Raw genomic sequence first — 25,095 nt, 5'->3', positions numbered from 1 at the left:
GGCTTTCAGGCGACTAGTAGAAGACGAAGAAGCCGAGCCCGGCCGTAGTAATGGTGTCCGCGCCTTTCGCCCTGGGCTCGGTGACCTCGTAGCCCGCCTTGATGTTGGCGCGGCTGCCCTTGATGAAATAGGTGAGGCCGTAGCGGTAACTGGTAAAGCTCCCCGCATCGCCGTCCGCCTCGCTCGTCCACTCCTCGTATAGGGCCCAGGGCTGCCAGCCGCGGCTTTCCCGGTCGCCCTGCTGCACGAAATATCCGGCCTGGACGTAGAAGCCCTCCCCCGCGGCCTGCTCGGCGGTGACGGCGTCGTCGTCCAGGCGCACCTGGGGCAGGCCGTCGTCTGCCTCCCACAGAAAACCGGTGGTGCCGTCCAGCTCCATGCTCTGCCAGGCGGTCTCCGCGCTCAGGCTGCCCGGCCCCAGCGGCTGCTCCAAAAACAGGTCCACGGTATACGCGGCGTAGTCCACCGGATCCCCGGCGGCATCGGCGGCCACGCCCCGCTGGCGGTCGAAGGCCGCCCCCAGCGCCACCGTCCGCTTGCGGCCCAGGTAGGTGGAGCCTTCGTAATAACCCGGCTCGGGGTCCCCGAGATTCACCTGGACCCGCCCCGAGAACCGTTCCTCGTCCTCGACGCGGTACTTGGAGCCCTCGTAGGCGCCCAGGTAATACTTGGCGGACAGCGCCCCGATCAGCGGGCCGCTGCCGAACAGGGTTACGCCCTTGTCACGAACCCCGGCACTGGTGCCGAGCCCCGCGTCCGTTCCGGGCAGGGTACTGTTCTGGAGCGCCGTTTTCGCCTTGGAGCCCCAGGCGAGCTCCTTGTTGATGATGGCGGGGCGGTCGAAGGCCAGCATGCTGCCGTGGCCGGTGAGATGCTGGCGGGTCGTGGGAGCCATGTTCTCGCCCACGTAGAACCGCGCCCAGGGATGCGGTGTGTACCGTATGAAGGCGTCGATGAGGCGCATCTCCGCGCCCACGCCGCCCTCGGTGGTGCCGTATTCCGTTTGCAGGAAGGCGCCGACCTCCTCCGTGACCTGCATCCCCAGGCGGAACCGGGCCCGCCGGACGGTGAACCGGTTTTCGTTGGCGGGATCCGCTTCCAGGTCGGAATCGTTACGGAGGTAATGGGCCTGCAGGGAGAGCCCCAGATTCAGCCTGCTCTCCCCGTCGATGTCGATTGCGCCGCCCGCCATGGCGGGCGCGGCGACGAGGCCCGGCAGGAGGGCAGCCCCCTGCAGAATCCGTTTCTTCTTCATGCGAATCCCTTTTCCATCATCCGTGAAAATTCCGGTTCTCGCCCGGGCCGGAGGCCGTCGGCCCGTGACGGTTCATTGCTGGACCACCTTGGCGAACTCCAGAACCGGAACCGGGGGGAAGTAATCCAGCTTCCGGGCCGTTCGCATATTGACCAGGATCGTGTAGCGCTCGAGGGTCTCGATGGGGATGGAGGCCGGGTCCTTGCCGTCCACCAGGATCCGCGCGGCCTTGTGTCCGGCGAACTTCCCCACGTTGAAGTACAGGCTCACGATGCCCACGAACGCCCCGGCGTCGCTGATGGGCCCCTCCGTGGCCGAGAACGTGATCATGCCCCGGTCATGGATGGCCTGGACGACCGCCTCGGCGTTGGAGATCAGGAAGGAGTCCGAGGGCAGATAGACGAAGCGCACGCCCTTCTCCGCCAGCGCGGCCACCTTGTGGGAGATGGAGGAGCGCTGGGGCTTGGCGTCGCGCACCCGTACGTTCACGGAATGGAATTCCATCCCCCGCTCCCGGGCCAGCCGCGCCAGCTCCTGAACCGCCAGCGCCGAATTGCGCTCCAGGGGGTTGTAGAGCGCGCCCAGCTTCTCCACCGGCTCGATGCGCCGCAGGGTCTTTAGCTGGCTGGAAAGGGGAACGGAATGGGAGGTCCCGGTGAGGTTGCGTCCGGTGCGCTCCAGGGAGCGGGTCAGTCCGGCCCCCAGGGGGTCGGCGACGATGTTGAAGACCACCGGGATGTCCGTCACGTACTTGTCCGCATGCTCCCGCCTGGCCGTACCCGCTATGCGGGAAGTGACGGTGGTCCCGAAGGTGTATACCAAGTCGGGGCGGACCCGTTTGATCTCCTCCCGGATGCCCTCCAGCCGGTCCAGGTCCTTTGCGGCGTTCCGCACGATGTACTTCACGGGGATGTCGTTCTCCCGGAAATAGGCCTGGAAGCCCCGTTCCGCATCGGTCATGCCCCGCCAGAGGACCATGAAGATGGTGGGCGGCTTTTCCCCGGTTGCCGCCGGGGCGGCGGGCGGGGCGGCGAGCCCGCCCACCCCCAGGGCCACGGCCGCGAGCCATCCCCGAATCCGTGCGCTCCAGCCGTGCCGCCTCATACGGCGTGCACCTCCATCCGTCGGCGGTCCTGGATCTGGAAGAGCAGGTACAGGAGGCTGAACAGCAGGGCGCTGCCCAGGATCAGCCCGCCGAAGCCCATGAATACCCCCCGGAATCCGAAGGCCGCGCTCAGCCCCCCGGCCAGCAGGGGCCCGGTGATGTTCCCGATCCGCTCGGTAAGCCGAAAGATGCCGATGGTCTTGCCCGTGGAGAGGCCTTCCCGCGCCCCGGGCGCCAGCTCGGTGATGAGCGAGAGCTGGGGCGAAACGCCGATGGCGTGGGCCACCCCCAGCAGCACCACCGCCGAGAGCATCCCCCAAACCCCCGGGATGAGCAGGGTCATGAGCAGGGAAGTCCCGCCCAGCAGGCCGCCGGCGATTATGAAGGGGGGCTTCCTGCCCACCCGGTCCACCACCCAGGCGCTCAGGGGGGACAGGAAGATGATGGCCAGACCGTAGGCCATCAGGATCCGGCCGGTGGCGGACTGCGTGGCGCCCAGCTCTTCCAGGTAGAGCGGCCCCGTGTAGTAGAGGATGCCCGTGAGCGCGGTCTTGGCGGGTATGGCGGACAGGAAGGTGATGATCAGGAAATACTTGTTGGTCAGCAGGGTCTGGAAATCCTTCACCCTGAGCTTGGGACGCACCGTGCCTTCCTCTTCCTCCCGCCGGTCCACCAGGAAGCGATAGACGAACAGGGCCGCGGCGATGCCCAGCACCGCGGAGACCAGGAAGGTCGGCCGGTAGCCGATGCGGTCGGCCAGCATGCCACCGATGGCCGCCCCGCACAGGGAGCCGGCGAAGAATCCGGACAGGAACAGCGCCATGCCCTTGGTGCGGTTCTCCGGAGTGGTGTTGTCGGAGATGTAGCCCTGGGCGCTGATGAACACCATCCCGTAGCCCACGGCGGTGAGGGAGCGGAACAGCAGGAGCTGCCAGAGGTCCTGCGACAGGCTGGTGAGCACCAGGCCCAGGGAGGTGACCACCGCCCCCAGCATGAAGGCGGTGCGGCGTCCCCGCCGGTCCGACCACTGTCCGGCGAAGGGCAGGGAAACCGCCCACACCAGCATGAAGATGGAGATCGGCAGGCCGATGACCAGACTCTTGGAAACGCCGGCCATGGGGGTGTAGAGCTGGTCCACGAAAATGGGGAAGAAGGACAGGCTCATGGACTCGGCGAAGATGAGCAGGAACAGCGGCGGGCGGATGTAGCTGATACGGGCCGTGCGCACCGGCTTCGGGTCCCGGGTGCCGAAGCGGTATTTCTCCGCCATGGCCTCCTGGGTCTCCTCACCCAGCTGCTGCAGCCGGCCATTCACCCGCCTTACCAGCCGGTTCACCAGCGACGCCAGCCGGTTCACCTCATGGGCCCCGGTGAGCGGGGCCACCCGGTAGAAGTCCCCGGCCCGCACTGACCGGAGGACGTCACGGACGGTATTCAGCGGCGAGGCCAGGGTAAAGGTGGTCAGGAAAAGCAGCAGCTCGAAGGTCATGAGCCCGGAAACCACCAGCACGGTGAGGATATCCACCCGGATGGCGTCGAGCTTCTGGCTCATGTAGCCCCGGTCGGCGCCGATAACCACCTCCCCGACGACCCCGCCCTGATGGCGCACCGGCACCCGGGAAAGGTAGAACCGCTCCTTCAATGATTCCGGGGCGGACGCCGATTCGGCGAAGTGCCGGTACAGCACCTCGCCGCTGTCGTCGCGGATGCTGATGAAGCCGATGTCCGGATTGTTGGCCGTCACCGACCGGAAGATTTCCTCGATGTCGCGCAGGCGGTCCAGGGGGACGCCGTAGTCGAGCATCTTCATGGTGAGCCCGGAGAGCGACTCGCCCACCACCTCCGCCTTGCGCTCCATGGCGGGCCGCAGGGTCTCCTGGAAGGTCTGCAGGGAAAGCACCGAGATCGCCAGGGTGGCGCTGAGGAGGATAGTCAGCGCGATTCCCATGACGAACGCCTGAAAGCCCTTGTCGCCGGAAATCTTCACCGGGCCGTCTCCTCTGTCCGCTCCTCCGCGGGGATATCGGCCTCCACCGCCTGGACATCCCGCTGGAACCGGTCGAAATCCGCTTCCAGGCCCATCCAACGTCCCTTCGACAGGGGGTGCATCCGTCCGGTCCGTTGGAATTCGTCGAGGCCCCGGGAGATGCGGGAAAGGCGCCGCACGAAGCCGCCGAGCGCCAGCCAGATGACCAGCGCCCCCACCAGGCCCGACACCACGAGCACGCCGAGGGCCTGCAGCATCAGCCGGCTCCGCACCTTTCCGACCACCCCGGAGACCGCGTCCCGGGAATAGGAAAGGGCCAGGGTGCCTTCATACTGATTGAAGGGATTGAACAGGGGGTAGCCGAGGACGAAGGCCCGGTCCTGCTCCCGGCTCCAGAGGCTTTCGCGCCGGTCCCCCGAGCTGCCGGGCCAGGTGGACGGCACCCGGCCCCGGTCTTCGCCCGCCTTGCTCGAGAAGAGAATGTTCCCCTCGTCGTCGTAGACCAGCACGCTGCGGATGTAGGGATCCTCGGCGGCGGACTCCCGGATCAGGGCCCCTATGTTCTTGGCCTCGCCGAGGCTCAGCCCCAGGCCCAGGCTCAGCTCGATGCTGCGGCCCATGTCCTTGAGGCTGTACTCGTAGCGGGAGGCCACCAGCTCCTCGTAGCTCTTCTCGAAGCTGAACTCGTTGAGCAGGGCGCTGAGCCCCACCGCGAAAGTGACGATGAAGAGCACCACGCCCGTGAACGTGGCCACCAGGGATAGCCCCTTCCTCGGCTCCTCCAAGCGGTTATCCCTCCGTACCCGTGCGGGCCTCCTCGGGCCGCTCCCTGTACACGGCGCTTCCATGCTCCATGCGCCACTGAAGCTGGCTGATCACGTTGCCACACTCCTGCAGGAAGACGTGGAACAGGGTGGTCTCCTGCACCCCGGTATGGGCGGTCTCCTCCAGGCCCCGGTATTTCACCTCGAAGGCCTCGTCGTAGTAGCGCTGCAGGGCACGCAGATCCTTGGTCTCCTTCTGCGAGCGCTCCAGCCAGGCGAGCTGGGCCATGAGCCGCTCCACGGACTCCCGGCCCTTGCGGAGCTTTTCCCGGGCCTTCTGCTGGCTTTTCTTGCGCCACTCGTAGAGGAAGACACCGATGCCGATGAGGCCCAGCAGGATCATCTCCTTGAACCGGTCCACATAGGCGATCAGGTTCGAGAACACGCCCAGGCCGGAGTAGGGCTCGTAGAAGCTCTTGGCCGCGGCATGGAGATTGAGGAAATCCTCGAAGCTGTCGGTTACCGGGTTGCGGTCCGTCAGATGGGGGGCCTCGGAGCGCAGCTCCCCCGAGTAGAGGACATTCATGACGGTCTCCACCATGCGGTCGGGGACCTGGCTGGTGCTGGCGAGCACCGCCTCGGTGGCGATGGTATCGGTGGGCTCGGCGGGCCGGGGGATGCCGCTGGTGGCGTACACGCCGCGCGGGATTGCCACGGTGCGGAAGTAGATGTTGTGGAAGGCCACGCCCTCCAGCGCCGGCAGCGACAGCAGACGGAAGCGGCCGCTGGCCATGACGTCCTGCAGGTCCGGGTTCATCAGGCTGGTGGTGACGATGGCCCCCTGGAGGGAATCGTTGGTCAGCAGCTCCTTGAAATAGGCGGTGTTGTCCGCCACGTCCGCGGGCTCGATGCCGTAATGGCTCAGGATGAACTGCGAGCTGGCCCGATAACCGGAGCCTTCCGGACCCAGCACGAAGGGCTTGCCGGAGATGTCCGCGGGGCTGGCGATCCCCGATCCGTCGCGGACGATGAAGTGGATGTAGTCGTTCCAGAGGGGCGCCACCACCCGCAGATTCTCCATGGACACCGCCGAGGTCTGCAGGATCGCCATGTCCGCCTGACCCTTGAGAAGCTTGGACCGGTTGTCCACGGACCCCTTGGTCTCGAGGAGCTCCACCTGGTATTCCGTGGCCTTTTCCACATGGCGCTTGAGGATGGTGCCGAACTGGTAGTAGTAACCGCCCTTTCCCGCCGTGGCCACCTGTACCACGCGGTCCTGGTTGGCCCGCATGTAGCCCCAGGTGAGCAGGCTCAATGCGGAGACCGCCACGATGGCCCAGCCGATCCACGAGCGGACATCCTTCATCCGTTCCCAGAGATCCATGATCCAGCCCAATTTCTGTCCCTCCGGCTCGGTCCAGGCAGCGGTCGCTATACCCGGTGTTTGTTGAATTCCCGTCCCATCGATCCCCGCCGTGGCCCAGGTCCGCCGCTCAGTACCTGCGCACGAAACCGGTCTGGAAGGTGAAGGCGTCGCCCCCGAAGCCGGCTCCCGAATAGCTGGAATAGCGAACACCGATATCCAGCTGGAAATCCCGGCGCTCGCCCACGCCAAACCCCAGACTGATGCCGCGCTCCGTGGGCCAGAAGGGGTAGCTCGACCCCTGGAAGGGGCGCGAGCGCCACACCCCGGCGCGGTAGCTGAGCTCCAGCGGCACCGTGGCGCGGAAGTCCTTGACGTGGGCGTATTCCACGCCCGCCTTCAGGGTCCGGTAACCCGCCTTGGCGCCCCAGGCGGCGTTCGTCGCCCACTGGTGGATGTCGAGCTGAAGGCTGGCGGTAAAATGCCGCAGCGCGCTCAGGTACTCCTCCCAGGCCACACCCAGACCCAGGCTCTTGGGCCGGTTGCGCAGAACCTCCTTGACCGCCTTCTCGCTCGGATGGAGACGGCCCCGGCTCGTGGCGCTGGTGCGCAGGACCCCGCCCAACCGCACCGTCCGCTCCCGCATGGGCCCCCGGTAGAGGTCCCAGAGAAGCCCGAGGGAGCCGGCCAGGCCGATCTTTTCCGTGGTGCTCCTGGGAAACGTCCGTAGGTCATTGCCGGCGGTCCGGTAAGCGAGGTCGTTACCGGCCACCGAAACCCGCGTGATGTCCGCCGTAAGACCCAGCTTCAGGCCATACGAATGAAGGTTGACGGCGTAGGGCACGCTGAGCTGGTCGAAGGTCTGCGACACCTTTCCCGAGGCCGTGCCCGACCTTCCGGCATCCGCCAGCGTGTAATCCACGCGGTACGGACGGATATAGAACAACCCCGAGCTCATGGACTGCGTGCTGCCGCTGCCCCCCACCAGGAGCCCATTGCCGGCCGACCGGGCCTTTCCCTTGGGGCCAAACCCCACGCCCCGGCTCCAGTCGACCGCCAGCTCCGCCTTTTCCCGGCCCACCAGACCGGCGGGGTTGTGCCACACCGCCGAGGCATCGTCGGCGACGGCCAGAAAGGCGCCGCCCATGGCCGCGGAGCGCGCCCCGGGCTCGTTGACGAAAGGAGTCGCCGTTCCCCTTCCCGCCGCCAGGCTCAGCGCGAGGACCAGCACGCCGGTCAGGCTGTGGCGCTTCCCTTTCCGCATCCAATCCTCATGGTGATTCGCCGGATTCCAAGGACACGCCCGCAGCCATAGCGAGATTGCCGATTCCTGGTGACGGCTCTGTCTTGCCGAGGCCCTTGCCCCGGGACTATGCAATAGCGGCGACGCGCGAATGCCGGATCCGAAATTGCTGGGCGACTATGCAACAAACGGCCGGGGAATGCCCCGCAGTCTCCTACCAATCAGGAAAGAACGGCTCGGCCGCGACCGAATACCCGGAAAACAAAAAACAAAAAGCCTGCATATTTGAAAAATGCGCTTTTATGCTATAAACACTGATGCAATACACGCACCGCAGAGCACAGACCCGGACCGCTTCCAAAAGCGGGGAATACCACGTTTCCCTGGAGCCGATCCGCTCCGGCCACCGCCCCCACCGGAACCAGCCCGTCAAATCTAGGCAACCCCCCGCGGGGTGTAAATATGCATTTCCTTCTATTACATATGTTTAATTTCCGCTTTCACGCTCTTTCGTGATTTCATTCCGGGAAACTTCGGAGAAAAACATGCAGGATTTTGATCCGGCCAGGCTGGAGATTCTTCAGATCATCACTGCGGAGGGTTGGCTGGCCAAACATCGCGACGGCAACGGCCGGCTCTTCCTGACGCCCGTGTCCTGCTGGGCATTGGCCCGCGACCCCGACACCGCGTCCACGGGCGTCATGGGGCTGGGCCATGCGGCCTCCGAGCCGCACGGCCGGCCCGGCCACTGGGGCTTCCTGGAGAACCTTCCGGGGTTCGAGGGATACGGCTACGATCCGGAGCGTGCACGCGAGCCGCACCTTGCCGACGAGGCCTTCGCCAATCCCTATTATCGGTAAGTCCGGCGGACACACCCCCGGCACCGGCAGCCCGGAAACTGAAAAGCCCCGGCCGTAGGGGCCGGGGCTTGGGGGGATGCAGCGCTGGGACCATGCACCGTTGTTGCGATTGCCGGCGCGGCTATTCCTCGCCCACCGCCTGGGTCGGGTCTCGCCGACCCTGGGCCCTGCCGAGAAGCCAGCCGCCCGCGGCCGTGGCCGTTGCGAGACCGAGCCAGGCTACCGCCAGCAGCCCCCAGGGGAAGGTCACGGGCAGACTCCAGAGGAAGGACTGGTCGTTGACCACCTTCACCAGGAGCCACGCCACCGCCGCGCCCACCGCCATTCCGAGGATGCCGCCGAAAGCCCCGGTCAGGCCGGCCTCGTAGGCCTGGGCACGGGCCACGTCCGCCACCCGGAAGCCGAGGAAGCGCAGCATGGCCAGCTCGCCGCGGCGCTCGATGGCCTGCACCGCCAAGGACTGCAGGGTACCCACCAGCCCCACACCCACCGCCACCACCACCAGCACATAGGTCACCGCGAAGCTACGGTCGAAGATCTCCAGGCTGGTGCCGCGAATCTCCCCGGCGTCGGCGATCTCCAGGGCCGGGGCGTCCGCGAAGGTCTCCTCCAGCCGCTTACGCACCGCTTCCTTGTCCGCCCGGGGGGCGAGGTACAGGGCGATCTGGTCCACCCGCCGGTCCCCGGCGAGCGCCGCATAGGTGGCGCGCTCCATGAGCAGATGCCCCCACTGGTAGGAGTAGTCCCGCCATACCCCGGCCACCTCCAGGCGCCGTAGCTCCCCGCCCAGGGGCACGCGCAGGACATCCCCCACCTCCGTTCCGTACTTGCGGGCGAAGACCTCGGATACCAGTACCGCCCGGTCCTCGCCGGGCTGCGGCCAGCGTCCGCGCATCACCTCGATGGCGTTCCGGGTCTCCGCCAGATCCAGACGCCGGGCGGTGATCTCCACCGGTGCATCGGGTCCCGAGGCTCCGCCCGGCGCCCAATCCAGCTCGGCCCGCCGGAAGGGGTCTAGGTGGCGGACGTCCCGCCAGCCCGCGATGGCCTTCCAGGTCGCCTTTGAGATGTAGGTGGTCTGCCCGCCCGGCCCGCTGCGCACGTAGAGGTCGGCGGCCAGGATCTGGTCCAGCCACGCCACCACGCTGCCCCGGAAGGAGTGGATCATGGTGGACATGGCCACCAGCAGGGCGAAGCTCACCAGCGCGGCGCTCACCGCCAGTGCGGCCCGGCGTGGCGCGCCGAGAAGCTGTGAGCGTGCCACCAAGGCGGCCACGGCGCGCCGACTCACCGGCAGCCCCCGCGCGAACAGGCGCAAGGCCGGGGGCGCCAACAGCAGTCCGGCCCCCAGCACCAGCAGGATGGCCACGTAGCCGGCCACCGGCAGGCCGTTCCAGGCCGGGAACCGGGAGAGCGCGCCCGCGGTAGTCAGGGCCAGGGCCGCCAGCCCGAGGCGTATCACCGGTCCCGGGCCACGCCGCTCCTCCGCGCCGCCCCGGCGCATGGCCGCCTCCCCGGCACCCCGGACATTGTCCACCACCGGGGCCAGCGTCCCCAGCACCGCGGCCAGCACGCCCAGGGCCCCGAGCCCGAGCATGTCCCACCACTGGGTATGGAGCCGGGCCCGGATGTCGCTGAAATAGCCCGCCCCCAGATCGCCGCCCAGGGCCTCCACCCCGATCCAGGCCAGGGTCAGGCCCAGCACCAGGCCCAGCAGGCCGCCCAGCAGCCCCAGCACCAGCCCCTCGCCCAGCAGCCACCCGGCCAGTCGGCCGCGCTCCATGCCTAGCACCCGCAGCACCGCGAACTGGGTGCGGCGGCGGCGCATGGACAGCGTTAGCAGGCTGTACACTAGGAACGCGGCGGTTAGCAGCCCCACCAGGGCCAGGACGTTGAGGTTGGTGCGGTAGGCGCGGGTCATGGCGTCGAGCCGGTGCGCCTCCAGGCCGGGCCGGGAAAGGCGCACGCCCTCCCCCGCCACCCGTTCCAGGCGCTCGGCGAAGGCCGCCCGCAGGTCAGGACTGCGGAGGACCACGTCGATGCGGTCCAGCTCGCCGAGGCGATTGAAGGTCCACTGGGCGGTGGCGATGTCCATGACCGCGCCGTCGGACCAGAACGCCTCGTCGGGAAGCAGGCCCGCCACGCGCAGCACCACCGGCTCCGTGCCGATCTGCACCCGGAGGCTGTCTCCGGGCCCCTTGTCCAGCCGCCGGGCCGCCTCCCGGCCCAGGAGCACGGCCCCCTTGCCCAGCAGGTCGTCGAATTCGATCCCCGTGCCGCCCAGGTCGGGGAGATAGCTGCCGCGAACGGCGGCATCGCGCAGCAGATCCACCCCCAGCACGGGCAGCGCCCGCTCGGGACCCGTGGGTACCTCCATGCGCAGTGCCGGGAAGGCGGCGGCCACCTCCGGCATGGCGCGGATGCGCGGCAGCAGGCCCTGGTCCAGGGCGCGGCTGGTGGGCTGGACCGTGGTTCCGGCCCGGCCGGAAAGCGCGGAGATGCCCTGTTGGAAGCTGTACAGGGCCGAGGCGTTGACCCAGTGGATGGCCGCCACCATGGCCACGCCCAGGGCGATGGCCAGGACCATGCCGACGGCCTGCATGGGGCGCCCGGAAAGCGGGCCCCAGACCAGCGCCCGGAACAGCAGGCGGACGGGGCTCACGGCTCGCGGTGCAGGCGGTGGTGGGAGAGGCGGTAGCGGGTATGGGAGCGGGAAGCCACCTCCGGGGCGTGGGTCACCACCAGGGTCGTGGTGCCCAGCTCCTCCACCGCCTCCACCAGCAGATCCATGACCGCCACCGCCGTCTCCTCGTCCAGATTGCCGGTGAGCTCATCGGCCAGCAGCACGGGCGGCCGGTGGATGAGCGCACGGGCGATGGCGGCGCGCTGGGCCTGACCGCCGGAGAGGTGGCGCGGATAGGAGGCGGCCTGCTCTCCCAAGCCGAGGCGCTCCAGAAAGGACCGCACGGCCTCCTCCTCCCAGCGCTGCCCGTTCAGGGCCAGGGGCAGGGCCACGTTCTCCGACACCGTCAGGTAGGGAAGCAGATGGAACTGCTGGAATACGAAGCCGAGGCTGCCGCGCCGCCAGCGGGCGGCCTTCGACTCGTTCAGTCCGGTGACCTCGGTGCCGAGCACCTCCACCCGCCCGGCACGCGGAACCGCCAGGCCCGCCACGAGATTGAGCAGGGTGGACTTGCCCACCCCGCTGGGGCCCAGCACCGCGGCCAGCTCTCCCCGCTCCAGGGCAAGGTCCAGCCCCGCCAGCAGGGGCCGGTCCGCCCCGGGATAGGCAAATTCCACCCCCTGGATGCGGACGGCACGGGAATCTTCTGCGGCTTCGGGCACGGATCGCTCCTGTGCGGGCGTGGAGAGACTCGGGCCGTTCCGGCAAGGCGAAGCACGGCCGCCGCGACGGATCGCCTTCGCCGGACGCCTCGGTCGGGGGAAATCACGCTACCGGGGGGCCGTCCGGGTTGCAAGGCCGGGGGCCCGGGCGGAATCTGGAAGAAAGGTGCCCATGCAGCCAACGGAGGACAGGGAGCGGTCCATGAGCGAATTCCCTCCGCATTACCGACACATCAAGAAAGAGTTTCCCGGCTACCTGGAGGCCCTGGAGGACCTGGGCAAAACCACGCGGGGCGTGGGCCCCCTGGAGGAGCGCACGACCAACCTGGTACAGCTGGCCGCCGCCGCGACCCTGTGCTCGCAGGGAGCGGTGCACAGCCACACCCGGCGCGCCCTGGAGGCCGGAGCCACCCCGCAGGAGGTCCGGCACACCATTGTCCTGCTGACCAGCACCATCGGCTTCCCCCTCACCTCCGCCGCCCTGAGCTGGGTGGAGGATGTACTCGGCGAGGGATGAGCGCCGCACATAAAAACGCCGGGGCTCACGCCCCGGCGTCCGGCCGTGGGGGGAATGCGGCCTGAAAGGGATCAGGCGGCGTTGCCGCGACCACACTGCTTGTTGGCGGGAACGGCCTCGTCGATCCGCTTGGGATAGGGCAGATCGAGGTTGGCCATGATTTCCAGGAAATCCGCCCGGTCGTTGCTCAGGCCGAGGCGCGGGTTGCGCTCCTTCTCCTGGCCGATGGTGGAGACATGGCGGAAGTTGTAGTCGTGGCCCGGATAGACCAGGGTCTGCTCCGGGAGCGTGAACAGCTTGTTCCGCACCGATTCGAACAGGTCCCCGGCACTGCCGTTCTGGAAGTCGGTGCGGCCGCATCCATCGATGAGCAGCGTATCACCGGTGAGCACCCGGTCTCCCACCACGTAGCAGTGGCTGTCATCGGTATGGCCGGGCGTGTACAGCGGCTCGATACGGATTCCGCCCACCTCGACGGGCTCGCCCTCGCGGACCTTGAAATCCGAGCAGTCCACGCCGCTCTGCTCGGGGACGCCGACCCGGCAGCCGGTCCGCTCCCGGAGCGTATTGTCGCCGGCCACGTGGTCGGCGTGGACGTGGGTCTCCAGCACATATTTCAGGGTGAGGCCGTGCTCCTCCAGGACCTCCAGGTCCCGATCAACCATGGCCGCCACCGGGTCGATGAGGACCGCCTCGCGGGTCTCCTCGTCGCCCAGCAGATAGGTATAGGTGGAAGTCTCGGACTCGAAGAGCTGACGGAAGATCATGGCTGCCCCCTCGTGGCTTTCCGGCTCGTTGCTTTCCAGTCTGTTCCAGCGCTGAACCGGCTTCAATATTAGTGAATCAGCGTGTACGAATATTAGATAGCTGATCGGGCCCTTTGTTCCCGCCCCGCGGAGCCCCTTTCAACCGTCCCGATCCGCACCGGGCTAGGGGAAGCGGTAGCCCATGAAGAGCCGGAAGGCCTTGATATCCCGATCCGCGTCGGGCTGCGGCCCCACGTCCAGATTCTTGCCGTGATCGATCTGCACCATGACATAGGTACCTTCCGCGAGACCGGCCCCCAGGGAGGCGCTGGGCTTGGTGCCCAGACTGAGCCCCCAGCCGAACCCGCCGCCCTTGCGGGTCGCGTCGCTGTAGCTCACCTCCTGGACATAGTAGCCGCCGTGCAGGCCCATGAAGAAGCTCCGGTACCAGACCCGACCCTCCAGGGCCGCGACGCCGTTGTTCACCGAGGCCCGGGAGCTCGCCGCGTTGTCCGAGTTCTCCAGGGAAAGGGCCGTGAAAGGCACGATGGAGAAGACCGCGCTCTGCGGAATCTGATAGTCGAGGCCGAAGCTGAGGCCCGTGCTGCCGTAGGAATCCCCGGACCGGTTGCCGGAAGGCTCGGTATGGTGAAAGGAGAGGCCACCATAGACGCTAGGCCCGAGCGCGGGCTCCGCCACGGCCGCGACCGGGATCGCCAGGGACACCGTTGTCAGCGTAATGCGCAGGGCCCGGGAGACACCCATAGCCGCTCCTTGCATGGGAATTCCTGCCAGTCGGCGCGCAGTCCGGACGGACTGCGCCGCTCTCGTCCCCCCCTCACCGGACCGACCTGCCGGACCGGCGGACAGAGGATTTTGTGATTCAGGACAGTAGGCCATTTCCTCCTTTGCCGCAACGACCTCTTGTCCCGCGCCGCATAACCCCGTATCTTGGGCCTATGCTCCGGCTCACCCCCCAAATCTTGGGGTGACGCAAGAGGGAACCCGGTGCGATTCCGGGACTGACGCGCAGCGGTATTGGGGAGCGAAAGCCGCATGGGCCGCCGAACCGGGCGGCCCGGGCACTGCCCTTGGGGGTGGGAAGCCGCGGCCGTAGATGGCCCCTGAGTCCGAAGACCTGCCGGAGGGCCTCCGTCCACGTGATGGAGGAGAACCCGCGAGCCTTCGCGTCGCAGTCCGGTTTTCCGGACCAGGGCTCCGGGATCGGCGGGCCGCCGCATCCCCCGTTATCCCGGCTCCTCCGCGTTGGCTCCAATCGACCGAAACGCGCTACCGCGGCGATTGGAGATCCCCATGAGCACTCCCCCTTCCCGGCCGGCCTCCGGCTTCGGCCCTCTCTGCTCCCGAGCTTCCGATTCCGCCACCCTGCACTGGGCCGCCCAGCATCTGGGCCGCGTCCTGCGAATTCACGAAGGCTCCGGACCGGCTGCCGACCAGCGCATCCGGACCCGGGTCCGATGCCTTCTGGACCGGGTGCGCGCCGAGCTACCGTCCGGGACCGCACAGCCCGGAGAGCTCACCGACCACCTGTGGTCCGCCCTGCTTCGGAACGGCCAGACGGAAGCCGCCCGCTTCTTCCTTCCCTATCAGGCGAGCAGGGGCCCGGTACTCTGGATCTACCGCGGGGAGGCGGGCGCGGACCCGCTGGCCCGGAATCGCGTGGAGCGATTGCTGGACCGTCGCTGTCTGGAGCTGACCGACCCGGACCTGGACACGGCGCGCATCCAGCGCCACTGCCGCGCCCGGCTGCGCAACGGCATGGAGGAGCGCGAGCTGATCCGTGTGCTCTCCCTCACCAGTCCGGCCGAGGCGGCGATCCTGGACCGCCTGGAGACGGCGGCCTAGGGCCCTGTCCCAGACAGGACATTAGAACCCCGCCAGCCGGGCGGCAACCTCGGCGCGCACCAGAGCGACGGCCCGGCCCACCGTCTCCTGCCGGGGCTCGGAGCCCGGGTCCGCCTCGACTCCGATGACCACCCACTCGGGGAGCTGTCCCAGCCGTTCGGCGAGGGCCAGCCCCTCGGCCAGCCCGAAGCCGTGGGAGGACAGGGCATCCGTAACGGGCAGCCGCGCGCGGTCGGTGATGCGGTGGAGCGTGCCCGGGGCCGCCCCGGTGCGTACCGCGTCCACGAGCACGGCGTGGTCCATCCCCTCCAGATGGGCCACGAGTCCGGCACCCGGCCGGTCCAGCGCCCGGAAGCGGACCTCCGGCCAGCCGTCCCGGGCTCCCGCCCGCAGCGCCTCCACCACCGCCCAGCCCAGCCGGTCGCCGCCGAAGGGCGAGCCGATGCCGAGCACCGCCACGCTGGTCATCGGCGCCGGACGGTCAGGTCCAGAAAGTGGGTGGCGCAGGAGATGCAGGGATCGTAATTGCGGATCACCCGCTCTCCCAGGAACCGTAGCTCCGCGTCCGGGGCGTCCAGTCCGCGCGCCTCCAGGGTGGCCCGTAAATCCTCCTCCATGCGCGCCTGATTCTGGCTGGTGGGCGGCATAATCCGGGCGGCGGTGACGCGTCCGGACCCGTCGGTCTCGTAGCGGTGCCACAACAGCCCACGCGGCGCCTCGGTGGCGCCGTAGCCGACCCCCGCCCGCGGCGTCACCTCGGCGTGGGGCCGTTCCGGAGCCCGATAATCCGCGAGGAGCCGCACCGCCTCCACCAGGGCGGCGTGGATCTCCAGGGCCCGGGCGGGCAGGGAATGGAAGGGATTGGTGCTGGGCAGCGCCGGCCCCGTTTCCCCCAGCAGGGCCCGGGTCTCCGTCGGCAGCAGGTCGGCGTTGAGGTTCAGACGGGCCAGCGGACCCACCAGGTAGGGCTCGCCGTGCAGGCGGGCGTGGAAGGCCGTGGAGTGGGGCACCTGCTCCTCGGCCACGTGGTCGGCGAGCTCGGAGACGGGGGCGTCCAGTCCCGTGGAGGCGCTGAGCCGTCCCCGGTTCATGGGATAGTCCGCGCCGTTGCGCAGGGCCAGATAGGGGAAATCCTGGCCATTATCGGGAAGGGGGAAGCCGGCGGCCCAGCGCACCAGCGCCTCCGCCTCCGGGAGGGCGGCCTCCAGCCGGGCGCGCAGGTCGCGTACGGCCGCCGCGGCGGGGGCGTGGTGAAAGCCGCCCACCCGCGCTCCCACCGGGTGCACCGCCCGGGCGCCGAACAGGGCCATGACCTCGTTGCCCAGAGCCTGCAGGCGCATGCCGCGACGTACCTCCCCCGGGTGGTCAGCGGTCATGGCCAGGGCGCTTTCGTAGCCGAAGAAGTCCGGGGCCGCGAGCAGGTGGATGTGCAGGGCGTGGCTCTGGATCCACTCGCCGCAGTAGAACACGCGACGCATGGCGCGCACCCACTCGTCCGGCTCCACGCCGAAGATGGACTCCAGGGCCTGCACGGCGCTCATCTGGTAGGCCACCGGGCATATGCCGCATATGCGGGCCACGGCGTCGGCCACCTCCGAGTGGTCCCGGCCCACCAGGAACCGCTCGAACAGCCGCGGCGGCTCGTAGATACGCAGGCGGAGGTCGGTGATACGGCCGGCCTCGGCGTGCACCTCCAACGCGCCCTCCCCCTCCACCCGGGCAAGCACCGGGACCCGGATATCGATGCGGCGCCCGGCATCGCTCACGGATCGTCCGCCCCCCGGTCCTCGCGCCACCGACGGCCGGCGGAGCGCAGGGGCTCCCGGTGGCTGTGGATGAAGTGGAAGCGGCGCGCCACCTCCTCGGGCAGCAGACCCAGCCCCCGGAAGCGACGTCCCAGCGCCTCCGTATTGGGGTTCTCCGCCGGCCCGTAGCAGCCGTAGCAGTCGCGGCCGAAGGCGGGACACAGGGCGCCACAGCCGGTGACGGTAACCGGCCCCAGGCAGGGCGTCCCGCGGCTCACCAGAACGCAGACGTTGCCGGCGCGCTTGCACTCCATGCACACCTTGTCCTGCTCGGGCACCGGATCCACCCCCCAGAGCAGCGCGCGGACCGCCGCGAGCACCTGGCGGCCGTTTACCGGGCAGCCCCACAGCTCGTAGTCCACGTCCACGTTGTCGGCGATGCCCGTGGAGGTGGCCAGGCTCTCCACGTACTCCGGGGAAGGGTAGACCTCCGCCAGCCACTTCTCCCCGTCGTGCAGATTGCGCAGGGCCTGGATGCCGCCGGAGGTGGCGCAGGCGCCGATGGGCACCAGGTAGCGGCTGTTGGCCCGGATGCGCTTGATCCGCGCCACCTCGTCGGGGGTTGCGATGCTGCCCTCGACGAAGGCGATGTCCACTTCGGCGTCCGGGTCCACCGGACCCGCCTCGGCGAAATGGACGAAGTCGACCAGCTCGGCGAGCCGCACCAGATCCTCGCCCAGATCGAGAAAGGCGAGCTGGCAGCCGTCGCAGGAGCTGAGCTTGTGGACGGCCACGCGCGGCCGCGCCCCCGGTTTCGCCGCTCCCATTGCCGTCCTCCGTGGTGGCGAGATTCGCCCCCTCACCCGGTCACATTACGCAAACCCGGCCGGTCAGGGAATCCCCGGGTCCGGACGCGGCGCGGCCGTGCTATCCGCGGTAGAGACCGGCACCGCCCTTGCCGGCCACCGTTATATCTGATCGAATATAGCGAAATTCCACCCGGAGCAGCGCACCGTGTCCCAATTGTCCTCCACCCGACCCGCCGGGCGCCTGTGGCTGGAAAAGGAGGCCCGCGGCTTCCTCGGCCAGGGTCGGGCGGAGCTGCTGGAGCACATCGACACGCTCGGCTCCATGGCCAAGGCCGCTCGGGCCATGGGCATGGGCTACAAGCGTGCCTGGGACATGATCGAGGCCATGAACAATCTGGCCGACGCCCCCCTGGTGGAGCGCGTTTCCGGCGGACGCGGTGGCGGCGGAACCCGGCTCACCGACCACGGGCGGCACATGATCGCCGAATTCCGAGCCGCTGAGGCCGCCTACGTGCGATTCCTGGACCTGCTGGCCGCCGAATCCGGCGACCCCGAACGCCTGCGGGCGCTTATAGGGAGGATGGCCATGAAGACGAGCGCGAGGAACCAGTGGTGGGGCCGCGTGATGCGGCTCCAGAGCGGACCGGTGAACACCGAGGTGGCACTTCAGCTGAGCGGGGGCGAGACGCTGGTGGGGGTGATCACCAACCACAGCGCCGATGAACTTGGGCTGAGCGAGGGCAAGGACGTCATGGCCCTGGTGAAGGCCACGCACATCATCCTGGCCGGCGGGGAGGACGGCCAGCACACCAGCGCGCGCAATCGCCTGTGCGGCACCGTGGAGCGGGTAGAGCACGGCGAGGTGGAGGCCGGCGTCACCCTGCGTCTGCCCGGGGGTGGCACCGTGAGCGCGGTGGTGACCAACGAAAGCGCCGACGACCTGGGGCTCCGCGAGGGCGCGGCGGCCTGCGCCCTGATCAAGGCCTCGCACGTGATCCTGGCGGTGAACGGCTGAGCGAGCTGAACCACCGAGGGCGCCAAAACGCCAGGCAAGACAAGAGAGAAAGGACGCCCATGGCAGCGTTTGCCGCCTTCAACGGGCCGCCCCATCACGGGGCCCACCCGAGCCTCCCCTCCTGCCTGCGCCGTTTCCTCGGCGCCCTTGGCATCCTGGGCGGTTCGCTGGTCGGTGGCGTGCTCCCCGCCCACGCCGGCGAGGTGAAAGTGGCGGTGTCCTCCAACTTCAGCGCCGCCATACACGCCATCCAGCCCGATTTCGAGGCCGCCACCGGCCACCATATGCGCATCAGCACCGGCTCCACCGGCAAGCTCTACGCGCAGATCCGCAACGGCGCGCCGTTCGGAGTCTTTCTTGCCGCCGACACCCGCCGGCCCCGCAAGCTCGAGGAGGCCGGGGAAGCCGCGCCGGGTGGCCGCTTCACTTACGCGCGGGGACGCATCGCGCTTTGGAGTCCCGACCCGCGCCAGGTGGACGGTCCCGGAACCCTGGCCAAAGGCGATTTCCGCCACCTGAGCATCGCCAACCCCGAGACGGCGCCCTACGGCCTCGCGGCCCAGCAGACCCTGCAGGCCCTTGGGCATTGGGAGGATCTGAAGGGAGCCATCGTGCGCGGCGAGAACATCGGGCAGGCGCATCAGTTCGTGGCCAGCCACAACGCCGAGCTCGGCTTCGTCGCCCTCTCCCAGATCAGCGGACCCAACCGGCCCGGGGAGGGGTCCCGCTGGCTGGTCCCCCAGTCCTACTATGATCCCATCCGCCAGCAGGCGGTGCTGCTGGCGGACGCGGCGGACGAGCCCGCCGCCCGCGCCCTGGTGGACTATCTCAGGGGGCCCGAGGCGGCGGAGGTGATCGAGGCTTTCGGCTACGCCATCCCGAAGGGGGACTGAGCCGCTCGCTCGCGGGATGCCGCGCCGCCTCCTGCGCGGTGCGCTCCAGGAAGGAGAAGAATGGGCGTCCTTTCCGCGGCCGATATCGAGGCCTTCCGCATCACCCTGGCCCTGGCCGGCGTAACCACGCTGGTGCTGCTGGTGCTGGGCACGCCTCTGGCCTGGTGGCTGGCGCGCACCGGCGCCCGGTGGAAGGTGGTGGTGGAGGCGGTGGTGGCCCTGCCGCTGGTGCTGCCGCCGACCGTGCTCGGCTTCTATTTCCTGGTGGCCCTGGGGCCCCACGGACCCATCGGCGGCACGCTGGAAGCACTGGGCGGCAATGCCCTGGCCTTCACCTTCACGGGCCTGGTGGTGGGCTCGGTGGGCTACAGCCTGCCTTTCGTGGTCCAGCCCCTGCAGGATGCCTTCAGCAGCGTCATCGGCCGCGGCGCCATGGAGGCCGCGGCCACCCTAGGCGCCGGCCCGCTGGACCGCTTCTTCACCGTTGCCGTGCCGCTGGCCCGGCGCGGCTTTCTCACCGCCGCCACCCTCGGCTTCGCCCATACCCTGGGCGAGTTCGGCGTGGTCCTCATGATCGGCGGCAATATACCGGGCGAGACGCAGGTGCTCTCCATCGCCATCTATGACCACGTGGAGGTCCTGGAGTACGGCCAGGCCCACCTGCTTTCCGGCCTCCTGCTGGCGTTTTCCTTCCTTCTGCTGCTGGCGGTCTATGCTCTGAACAACCGCTTGAGGGTGGTGGGGGTATGAAGCCGCACCAGACGGAACCTCCGATTACAAGCGGGGATCCGCCGCCCTCCAGCCCTTTCCTCCAGGCCCGCTTCCGCCTTGAGCGCCCGGGCTTTCTGCTCGACGCCACTTTCGATGCCCCCGGCGGCGGATTCACCGCGCTATTCGGTCCGTCGGGCTCGGGCAAGACCACCCTGCTGCGCTGCCTCGCCGGGCTGGAGCGGGCGGCGGGGTATCTTATCGTCGACGGGGAAGCCTGGCAGGCGGACAAGCGCTTCCTGGCCCCCCACCGCCGCGCCGTGGGCTATGTGTTCCAGGAGGCCAACCTCTTCCCCCACCGCACCGTGGCCGGGAACCTGCGCTACGGGCGGGACCGGACGCGCCGGACGCCCCCGAGCCGGGACGAGGTGGTGGCGCTGCTGGGGCTGGAGGCCCTGCTGGACCGGCGCCCCCACCAGCTCTCCGGCGGGCAGCGGCAGCGGGTGGCCCTGGGACGGGCATTGCTGGCCGCGCCGCGCCTGCTCCTGCTGGATGAGCCCCTATCGGCCCTGGACCGGGCCAGCCGCGAGGAAATCCTGCCGTACCTGGAGCGGCTGCGGGACCAGCTGCACCTGCCCGCCATCTACGTCAGCCACAACCTGGAGGAGGTCACCCGGCTATCGGACAGGCTGGTGCTGCTGGAGGAGGGCCGGGTCCTCGGCGCGGGTCCCCTGGAGGAGATGACCACCCGCCTGGATTTGCCCCTGGCCCATGACCGGGAGGCGGAAGCCGTGGTCGGCACTCGGGTGGCGGGACACGACCGGCGTTATGCCCTCACCGCCCTGGAATTCCCGGGCGGCGTGGTCCACATCCCCCTGCTCGACCGGCCCTACGGGGCGCCGGTCCGGGTGCGGATCCCCGCCCGCGACGTGAGTCTCACCACAGAGGAGCCGCGGGCCAGCTCCATCCTCAATGTGCTACCGGCCCGTGTGGTGGAGCTGCAGCCAGACGGTCCAGAGGCCATGATGGTCCGGCTGGAGGCCGGCGGGCTGCCGCTGCTCGCCCGCGTCACCCGCAAATCCTGCGACACCCTGGACCTGCGGCCGGGCCTGGCGGTGCACGCGCAGATCAAGAGTGCGGCACTGGCCGGCTGAAGGCGCCCTCCGGCGCCCGCAGCAGCTCGGCGAGCTCCTCGCCCGGCAGGGCGGGCGCGTAGAGGAAGCCCTGCCCCACCTCGCAGCCCTCCCGCCGCAGGAGCTCGGCCTGCTCTTCGCTTTCCACCCCCTCGGCCACCACCCGCATGCCCAGGCTCTTGCCCATGGCCAGGATGGTCCGCACCAGGGCCATGTCGCTTAGGTCCCCCGGAATGTCGCAGACGAAGGATTTGTCGATCTTCAGGGTGTCCAGGGGCAGATTCTTGAGGTAGCCCAGGGAGGAATAGCCCGTGCCGAAATCGTCCAGGGCCAGCTGGATGCCCATATCCCCGAGCTCGGCCAGGATGCGGGCAGCCTCGTCGGTATCCTCCATGAGCGAGGCCTCGGTCACCTCCAGCTCCAGGCAGTCGAAGGGACAGCCGAAATCGGCGCTGATTCGCTGCAGCAGCCCGGGGATATCCCGCCGCTGCAGCTGAACCGTGGAGAGATTGACCGCCAGCCGCTCCAGGTGGATCCCGGCATCCCGCCACCTGCGCTGCTGCGCGCAGGCCTGCTCCAGGACCCAGTCCCCCATGGGCAGGACGAGCCCGGTTTCCTCCGCCAGCGGGATGAACCTCCCGGGCGAGACCAGGCCGCGCTCGGGGTGGCGCCAGCGCAGCAGCGCCTCGGCCCCGCAGATTCGGCCGCTGTGGAGCTCCACCTTGGGCTGATAGTGCAGCTCCAGCTCGTCGTTCTCGATGGCCGTCTCCAGCTCCCGCGCCAGGCTCAGCCGCTCCGTGGCTGTGGCGGTGAGCTCCCGGGTGTAGAACCGGCACTGGTTGCGCCCCAGCTCCTTGGCCCGGAACAGCGCGGCGTCGGCGTTCTTGATCAGGGTCGCACCATCCGCGCCATCCTGCGGATACAGGCTGATGCCGATGCTAGCGCTCAGGGAAACCTCCCGGCCCTCCAGGTGCATGGGCTCCTCGAAGGCGTCGAGCAGATCCTGGGCCACCCTTTCCGCGCGCAGGGGCCCGGAGATGTACTCCAGGAGGACCAGGAATTCATCCCCGCCGATGCGGGCCAGGGTGTCCTCGCGGTGCAGCACCCCGCCCAGCCGTTTCGCCGCCTCCACCAGAAGCTCGTCCCCAACCGGGTGCCCCAGGCTGTCGTTCACGCTCTTGAAGTCGTCCAGGTCGAGCATCAGCACGGCAAGGCATTCGCCGTCCGGGTCTCGTTGGTCCAGGGCATGGCCCAGGCGCTCGTGGAACAGGCGGCGGTTGGGCAGCTCGGTGAGCGGATCGTGGTTGGCGAGGAAGTCCAGCTCCTCCCGGGACCGCTTCATCTCGGTGATATCCGCGAACACGGCCACGTAGTTGGTGAGCGTCCCCGCCTCGTCCCGCACGGCGGTGATGGTCAGGTGCTCCGGGTATACCTCGCCGGTCTTGCGGCGATTCCAGATCTCCCCCTGCCAGGCGTCTTCGTCACGCAGTTTCCGCCACAAGTTCTGATAGAACTCCGGACCCTGGGTACCCGAGGAGAGCAGCCGCGGCGTGTGACCCAGCACCTCCTCCTCGGTGTAGCCGGTGATGACGGTGAAGGCCCGGTTCACCGCCACGATCCGCTCGTTGGGATCGGCGATGATCACCCCCTCGCCGCTGCTGTCGAACACCACGGCCGATTGGCGTAGCCGCTGCAGATGGCGCTCCCGCTCGGTGCGGATGCGGCGTTGACCCACCCCCATGGCCAGGTCGGAGGCAAGCTCGCTCAGTAGCCGGATCTCCTCCCGGTCGAAGGAGAAAGGCTCGTGGGCGAAGATCACCAGCGCCCCCTCGAAGCCCTCGCCGGAGAACGGCAGGGCCACCAGGGCGCCGAGGCCGTCGGCGCCCGCCTCCGCCGCCCAGGCGGGCGCATGCGGGTGATTGGGCAGGTCCTGGAACAGGACCGCTTCCCCGCGCTGGAGGGCGGTCAGGGCCGGGCATTCGCCGGGGTCGCCCACGGCCTTGCCCAGCCGGTCCAGGATTCCCGGGGACTCGCCGGCCCGCGCCATACCCCGCAGGGCTTCCCGGCCACCCCCCTCCGCCAGGCCGATCCAGGCCAGGGGATATCCCGCCGCATCCACGGCCGTCCGGCAGATCTCCTCGAACAGGTCCTGCTCGTTCTCGGCATACAGGAGGGTCCGGTTGGACCGGCTCAACGCCTGCAGGATGCGGTTGGCCTGCTGGAGGGAGGCCTCCACCTGCTTGAAGGCGGTCAGGTCGGTGAGGAAGGCGCCGATATACGGATCGCCGTCCTGTTCCTCGCGGAAGGGGGTAGCCTGCACCAGGACGGCCACCCTGCGGCCCCGGCGCGTCAGCAGGGTCAGCTCGTAGGACTGCCCGGACACCTCCTGGATCCGTTCCGACTCCACCTCCAGGATCCGGCGGGTCTCCGGTGCAACGAAATCGAAGGGCGTGCACCCCACCAGCTCCTCGGGGGCATAGCCGAGCATGCGGCAGAGCGCGCGGTTCACCTCGCGGATGGAAAGCTCGGCATCCAGCAGCCAGAACCCCTCCCGCGTACCGTTGATGATCTCGCGGTACTTGCGCTCGCTGGCCGCCAGACGCTCGCTGCGCTCCGCCACCCGCTCCTCCAGCCGGTCCCGCGCTTCCTCCAGCTCCCTCCGGGAGGCCTGGATACGGCGATTAAGCCGGAGCATGCCCATGGTCACCAGCACCAGCACCCCGACCACCGCGGCGCCGGCCGCCACCCAGTACCAGTACTTGCGCAGGACGTCCGTCACGCCAAAGGGTCCTGGCCGCTCGTACGGGCCGATCCGCAGCTCCGCCATGAGGTCGTGCACGGGCCCGTAGCCGGCCGGGACGGTCCAGCCCTGGCTCCGGGCGGACGCCGCGGCAGGGCTGCCGACGGGCATCTCCAGCAGGGCCACGGCCACTTGGCGGGCGAGCGACGACTCCGTATGGGCGAGCCGGGCGAAGGGCCATTCGGGATAGAGGCGAGTGCTCACGCGGAGCGGGAAGCCGGGCACGCTGCGGGGGTGGAGGACCCGGAGCCGGTCGAGGTCGATGCGGCCCTCGGCGGCCATCCGCTCCAGGGTGCCGGTGCGAACCGTCCCGGCCGCCACCCAGCCGGCGGCCACCGCTTCCACCACGGCGTCCTGGGCACCGCCGAAGCTCAGCTTCAACCGCTCGGTGGAGACCCCTTGCGCCTCCAAGAGGCGCTGCGCCATGCGGTATCCCCCTAGGGAGCCGGGCTCCACGGCCATGAAGGTCCGCTCCCGCAGGTCCGCCAAGTCCCGCACCGAATCGTTGTCGGCGCGGGTAAAGACCACCCCGCCGAAGCGGGTCAGCTCCTTATCGCCCGCCCGGTTGCGCAGGGTAACCAGACGCGAGGCGCCGAAGCGCTCCGCCATGTCCACGTAGATAGCCGGATTGGCGAGCAGGAAATCCACGCGCTGATTCGCCACCGCTCCGGCAACGGCGTCGAAGCCGAGCGTTACCACCTCGAAACGATGGCCGGGAATGGTGCGCGACAGATAGCCGGCGGTGGGCGCCCACCTGTCCGCCGCCCGCTGCCCCACCCACTTTTTCAGCACGCCGATCCGGTGGACAGCCTCCCCCGGTTCCGGCACCGCGGGCTCCGGACAGACGAAGAGACTCACGAGGATGGTCAGGAAAAGACTCAGAGGACGGCGGCGGGTGAGAGGCAGGCGATCTTCAATGAAACCATCTGGATGCAAAGGCC

General features: G+C 69.0%; 21 protein-coding genes and 1 riboswitch. Of the genes, 7 read left to right on the top strand and 14 right to left on the bottom strand.

From position 1 onward, the window contains the following. Nucleotides 1-13 precede the first annotated feature (13 nt). The 6 genes from ACERLL_RS05340 to ACERLL_RS05315 form a co-directional block, all read right to left on the bottom strand. Nucleotides 14-1,255 carry a porin gene (locus ACERLL_RS05340; protein ID WP_373655031.1) on the bottom strand — a complete coding sequence of 414 codons (1,242 nt, stop codon included), beginning with the start codon at nucleotides 1,253-1,255 and terminating at the stop codon, nucleotides 14-16. Nucleotides 1,256-1,327: 72 nt separating this feature from the next. After that, a complete protein-coding gene (locus ACERLL_RS05335) occupies nucleotides 1,328-2,359 on the bottom strand; it encodes an ABC transporter substrate-binding protein (RefSeq protein WP_373655030.1) in 1,032 nt (343 codons plus the stop codon). Then, nucleotides 2,356-4,347, bottom strand: coding sequence for an MFS transporter (locus ACERLL_RS05330; protein WP_373655029.1), 1,992 nt, complete (start codon nucleotides 4,345-4,347; stop codon nucleotides 2,356-2,358). The genes ACERLL_RS05335 and ACERLL_RS05330 overlap by 4 nt, the downstream gene beginning before the upstream one ends. Beyond that, nucleotides 4,344-5,132 carry a hypothetical protein gene (locus ACERLL_RS05325; protein ID WP_373655028.1) on the bottom strand — a complete coding sequence of 263 codons (789 nt, stop codon included), beginning with the start codon at nucleotides 5,130-5,132 and terminating at the stop codon, nucleotides 4,344-4,346. The genes ACERLL_RS05330 and ACERLL_RS05325 overlap by 4 nt, the downstream gene beginning before the upstream one ends. 4 nt (nucleotides 5,133-5,136) lie before the next feature. Beyond that, nucleotides 5,137-6,507: a TAXI family TRAP transporter solute-binding subunit gene (locus tag ACERLL_RS05320; RefSeq protein ID WP_373655027.1), complete on the bottom strand. Its 1,371-nt coding sequence runs from the start codon at nucleotides 6,505-6,507 to the stop codon at nucleotides 5,137-5,139. A 97-nt stretch (nucleotides 6,508-6,604) separates the two neighbouring features. Next, entirely contained in the window at nucleotides 6,605-7,738 is a 1,134-nt protein-coding gene (locus ACERLL_RS05315) for a hypothetical protein (protein ID WP_373655026.1), read from the bottom strand. Nucleotides 7,739-8,262: 524 nt separating this feature from the next. Between ACERLL_RS05315 and ACERLL_RS05310 the strand changes: the two genes are divergently transcribed. Then, nucleotides 8,263-8,577 carry a hypothetical protein gene (locus ACERLL_RS05310; RefSeq protein WP_373655025.1) on the top strand — a complete coding sequence of 105 codons (315 nt, stop codon included), beginning with the start codon at nucleotides 8,263-8,265 and terminating at the stop codon, nucleotides 8,575-8,577. Between the two features lie 121 nt (nucleotides 8,578-8,698). Here the strand turns inward: ACERLL_RS05310 and ACERLL_RS05305 are convergent, their stop codons facing one another. Further along, a complete protein-coding gene (locus tag ACERLL_RS05305; protein WP_373655024.1) occupies nucleotides 8,699-11,239 on the bottom strand; it encodes an ABC transporter permease in 2,541 nt (846 codons plus the stop codon). Then, on the bottom strand, nucleotides 11,236-11,922 hold the full coding sequence (locus ACERLL_RS05300) for an ABC transporter ATP-binding protein (protein WP_373655023.1): 687 nt from the start codon (nucleotides 11,920-11,922) through the stop codon (nucleotides 11,236-11,238). The genes ACERLL_RS05305 and ACERLL_RS05300 overlap by 4 nt, the downstream gene beginning before the upstream one ends. 202 nt (nucleotides 11,923-12,124) lie before the next feature. Between ACERLL_RS05300 and ACERLL_RS05295 the strand changes: the two genes are divergently transcribed. Further along, the gene (locus ACERLL_RS05295) at nucleotides 12,125-12,439 is read left to right on the top strand and encodes a carboxymuconolactone decarboxylase family protein (RefSeq protein WP_373655022.1); all 315 of its coding nucleotides are present in this window, start codon (nucleotides 12,125-12,127) and stop codon (nucleotides 12,437-12,439) included. 71 nt (nucleotides 12,440-12,510) lie between these two features. Here the strand turns inward: ACERLL_RS05295 and ACERLL_RS05290 are convergent, their stop codons facing one another. Further along, nucleotides 12,511-13,206 carry an MBL fold metallo-hydrolase gene (locus ACERLL_RS05290; protein WP_373655021.1) on the bottom strand — a complete coding sequence of 232 codons (696 nt, stop codon included), beginning with the start codon at nucleotides 13,204-13,206 and terminating at the stop codon, nucleotides 12,511-12,513. Between the two features lie 162 nt (nucleotides 13,207-13,368). Then, a complete protein-coding gene (locus ACERLL_RS05285) occupies nucleotides 13,369-13,965 on the bottom strand; it encodes a hypothetical protein (RefSeq protein ID WP_373655020.1) in 597 nt (198 codons plus the stop codon). 168 nt (nucleotides 13,966-14,133) lie between these two features. Next, nucleotides 14,134-14,345, top strand: a riboswitch (cobalamin riboswitch). Nucleotides 14,346-14,499: 154 nt separating this feature from the next. Between ACERLL_RS05285 and ACERLL_RS05280 the strand changes: the two genes are divergently transcribed. Next, nucleotides 14,500-15,051, top strand: a complete 552-nt coding sequence (locus tag ACERLL_RS05280) for a hypothetical protein (RefSeq protein ID WP_373655019.1) — start codon at nucleotides 14,500-14,502, stop codon at nucleotides 15,049-15,051. Nucleotides 15,052-15,072: 21 nt separating this feature from the next. Here ACERLL_RS05280 and ACERLL_RS05275 read toward each other — a convergent pair whose 3' ends face one another. From ACERLL_RS05275 to ACERLL_RS05265, 3 genes are read right to left on the bottom strand one after another with little or no spacing between them, the layout of a single operon-like run. Next, nucleotides 15,073-15,519, bottom strand: coding sequence for a hydrogenase maturation protease (locus tag ACERLL_RS05275; RefSeq protein ID WP_373655018.1), 447 nt, complete (start codon nucleotides 15,517-15,519; stop codon nucleotides 15,073-15,075). Next, entirely contained in the window at nucleotides 15,516-16,817 is a 1,302-nt protein-coding gene (locus ACERLL_RS05270; protein ID WP_373655017.1) for a Ni/Fe hydrogenase subunit alpha, read from the bottom strand. The genes ACERLL_RS05275 and ACERLL_RS05270 overlap by 4 nt, the downstream gene beginning before the upstream one ends. Continuing rightward, the gene (locus tag ACERLL_RS05265; protein ID WP_373655016.1) at nucleotides 16,814-17,623 is read right to left on the bottom strand and encodes an NADH-quinone oxidoreductase subunit B family protein; all 810 of its coding nucleotides are present in this window, start codon (nucleotides 17,621-17,623) and stop codon (nucleotides 16,814-16,816) included. The genes ACERLL_RS05270 and ACERLL_RS05265 overlap by 4 nt, the downstream gene beginning before the upstream one ends. Nucleotides 17,624-17,810: 187 nt before the next feature. Between ACERLL_RS05265 and ACERLL_RS05260 the strand changes: the two genes are divergently transcribed. From ACERLL_RS05260 to modC, 4 genes are read left to right on the top strand one after another with little or no spacing between them, the layout of a single operon-like run. After that, nucleotides 17,811-18,620 carry a TOBE domain-containing protein gene (locus ACERLL_RS05260; protein WP_373655015.1) on the top strand — a complete coding sequence of 270 codons (810 nt, stop codon included), beginning with the start codon at nucleotides 17,811-17,813 and terminating at the stop codon, nucleotides 18,618-18,620. A 59-nt stretch (nucleotides 18,621-18,679) separates the two neighbouring features. Continuing rightward, nucleotides 18,680-19,513, top strand: a complete 834-nt coding sequence (gene modA, locus ACERLL_RS05255) for a molybdate ABC transporter substrate-binding protein (protein WP_373655014.1) — start codon at nucleotides 18,680-18,682, stop codon at nucleotides 19,511-19,513. Between the two features lie 60 nt (nucleotides 19,514-19,573). Further along, nucleotides 19,574-20,263 (top strand): molybdate ABC transporter permease subunit, encoded by a 690-nt coding sequence (gene modB / locus ACERLL_RS05250; protein WP_373655013.1) that lies wholly within the window; start codon nucleotides 19,574-19,576, stop codon nucleotides 20,261-20,263. Continuing rightward, the gene (gene modC, locus ACERLL_RS05245; RefSeq protein ID WP_373655012.1) at nucleotides 20,260-21,375 is read left to right on the top strand and encodes a molybdenum ABC transporter ATP-binding protein; all 1,116 of its coding nucleotides are present in this window, start codon (nucleotides 20,260-20,262) and stop codon (nucleotides 21,373-21,375) included. The genes modB and modC overlap by 4 nt, the downstream gene beginning before the upstream one ends. On the opposite strand, the gene ACERLL_RS05240 is transcribed toward modC, so the two are convergent. Continuing rightward, nucleotides 21,350-24,982, bottom strand: a complete 3,633-nt coding sequence (locus ACERLL_RS05240; protein WP_373655011.1) for an EAL domain-containing protein — start codon at nucleotides 24,980-24,982, stop codon at nucleotides 21,350-21,352. The two genes, modC and ACERLL_RS05240, sit on opposite strands and share 26 nt — an antisense overlap. Nucleotides 24,983-25,095: the final 113 nt, after the last annotated feature.

Origin of the sequence: Thiohalorhabdus sp. Cl-TMA (genome assembly GCF_041821045.1) — a bacterium.
In the GTDB taxonomy this organism is placed as follows: Bacteria; Pseudomonadota; Gammaproteobacteria; order Thiohalorhabdales; family Thiohalorhabdaceae; genus Thiohalorhabdus; species Thiohalorhabdus methylotropha.
This window is presented reverse-complemented; position numbering and strand designations above follow the sequence as displayed.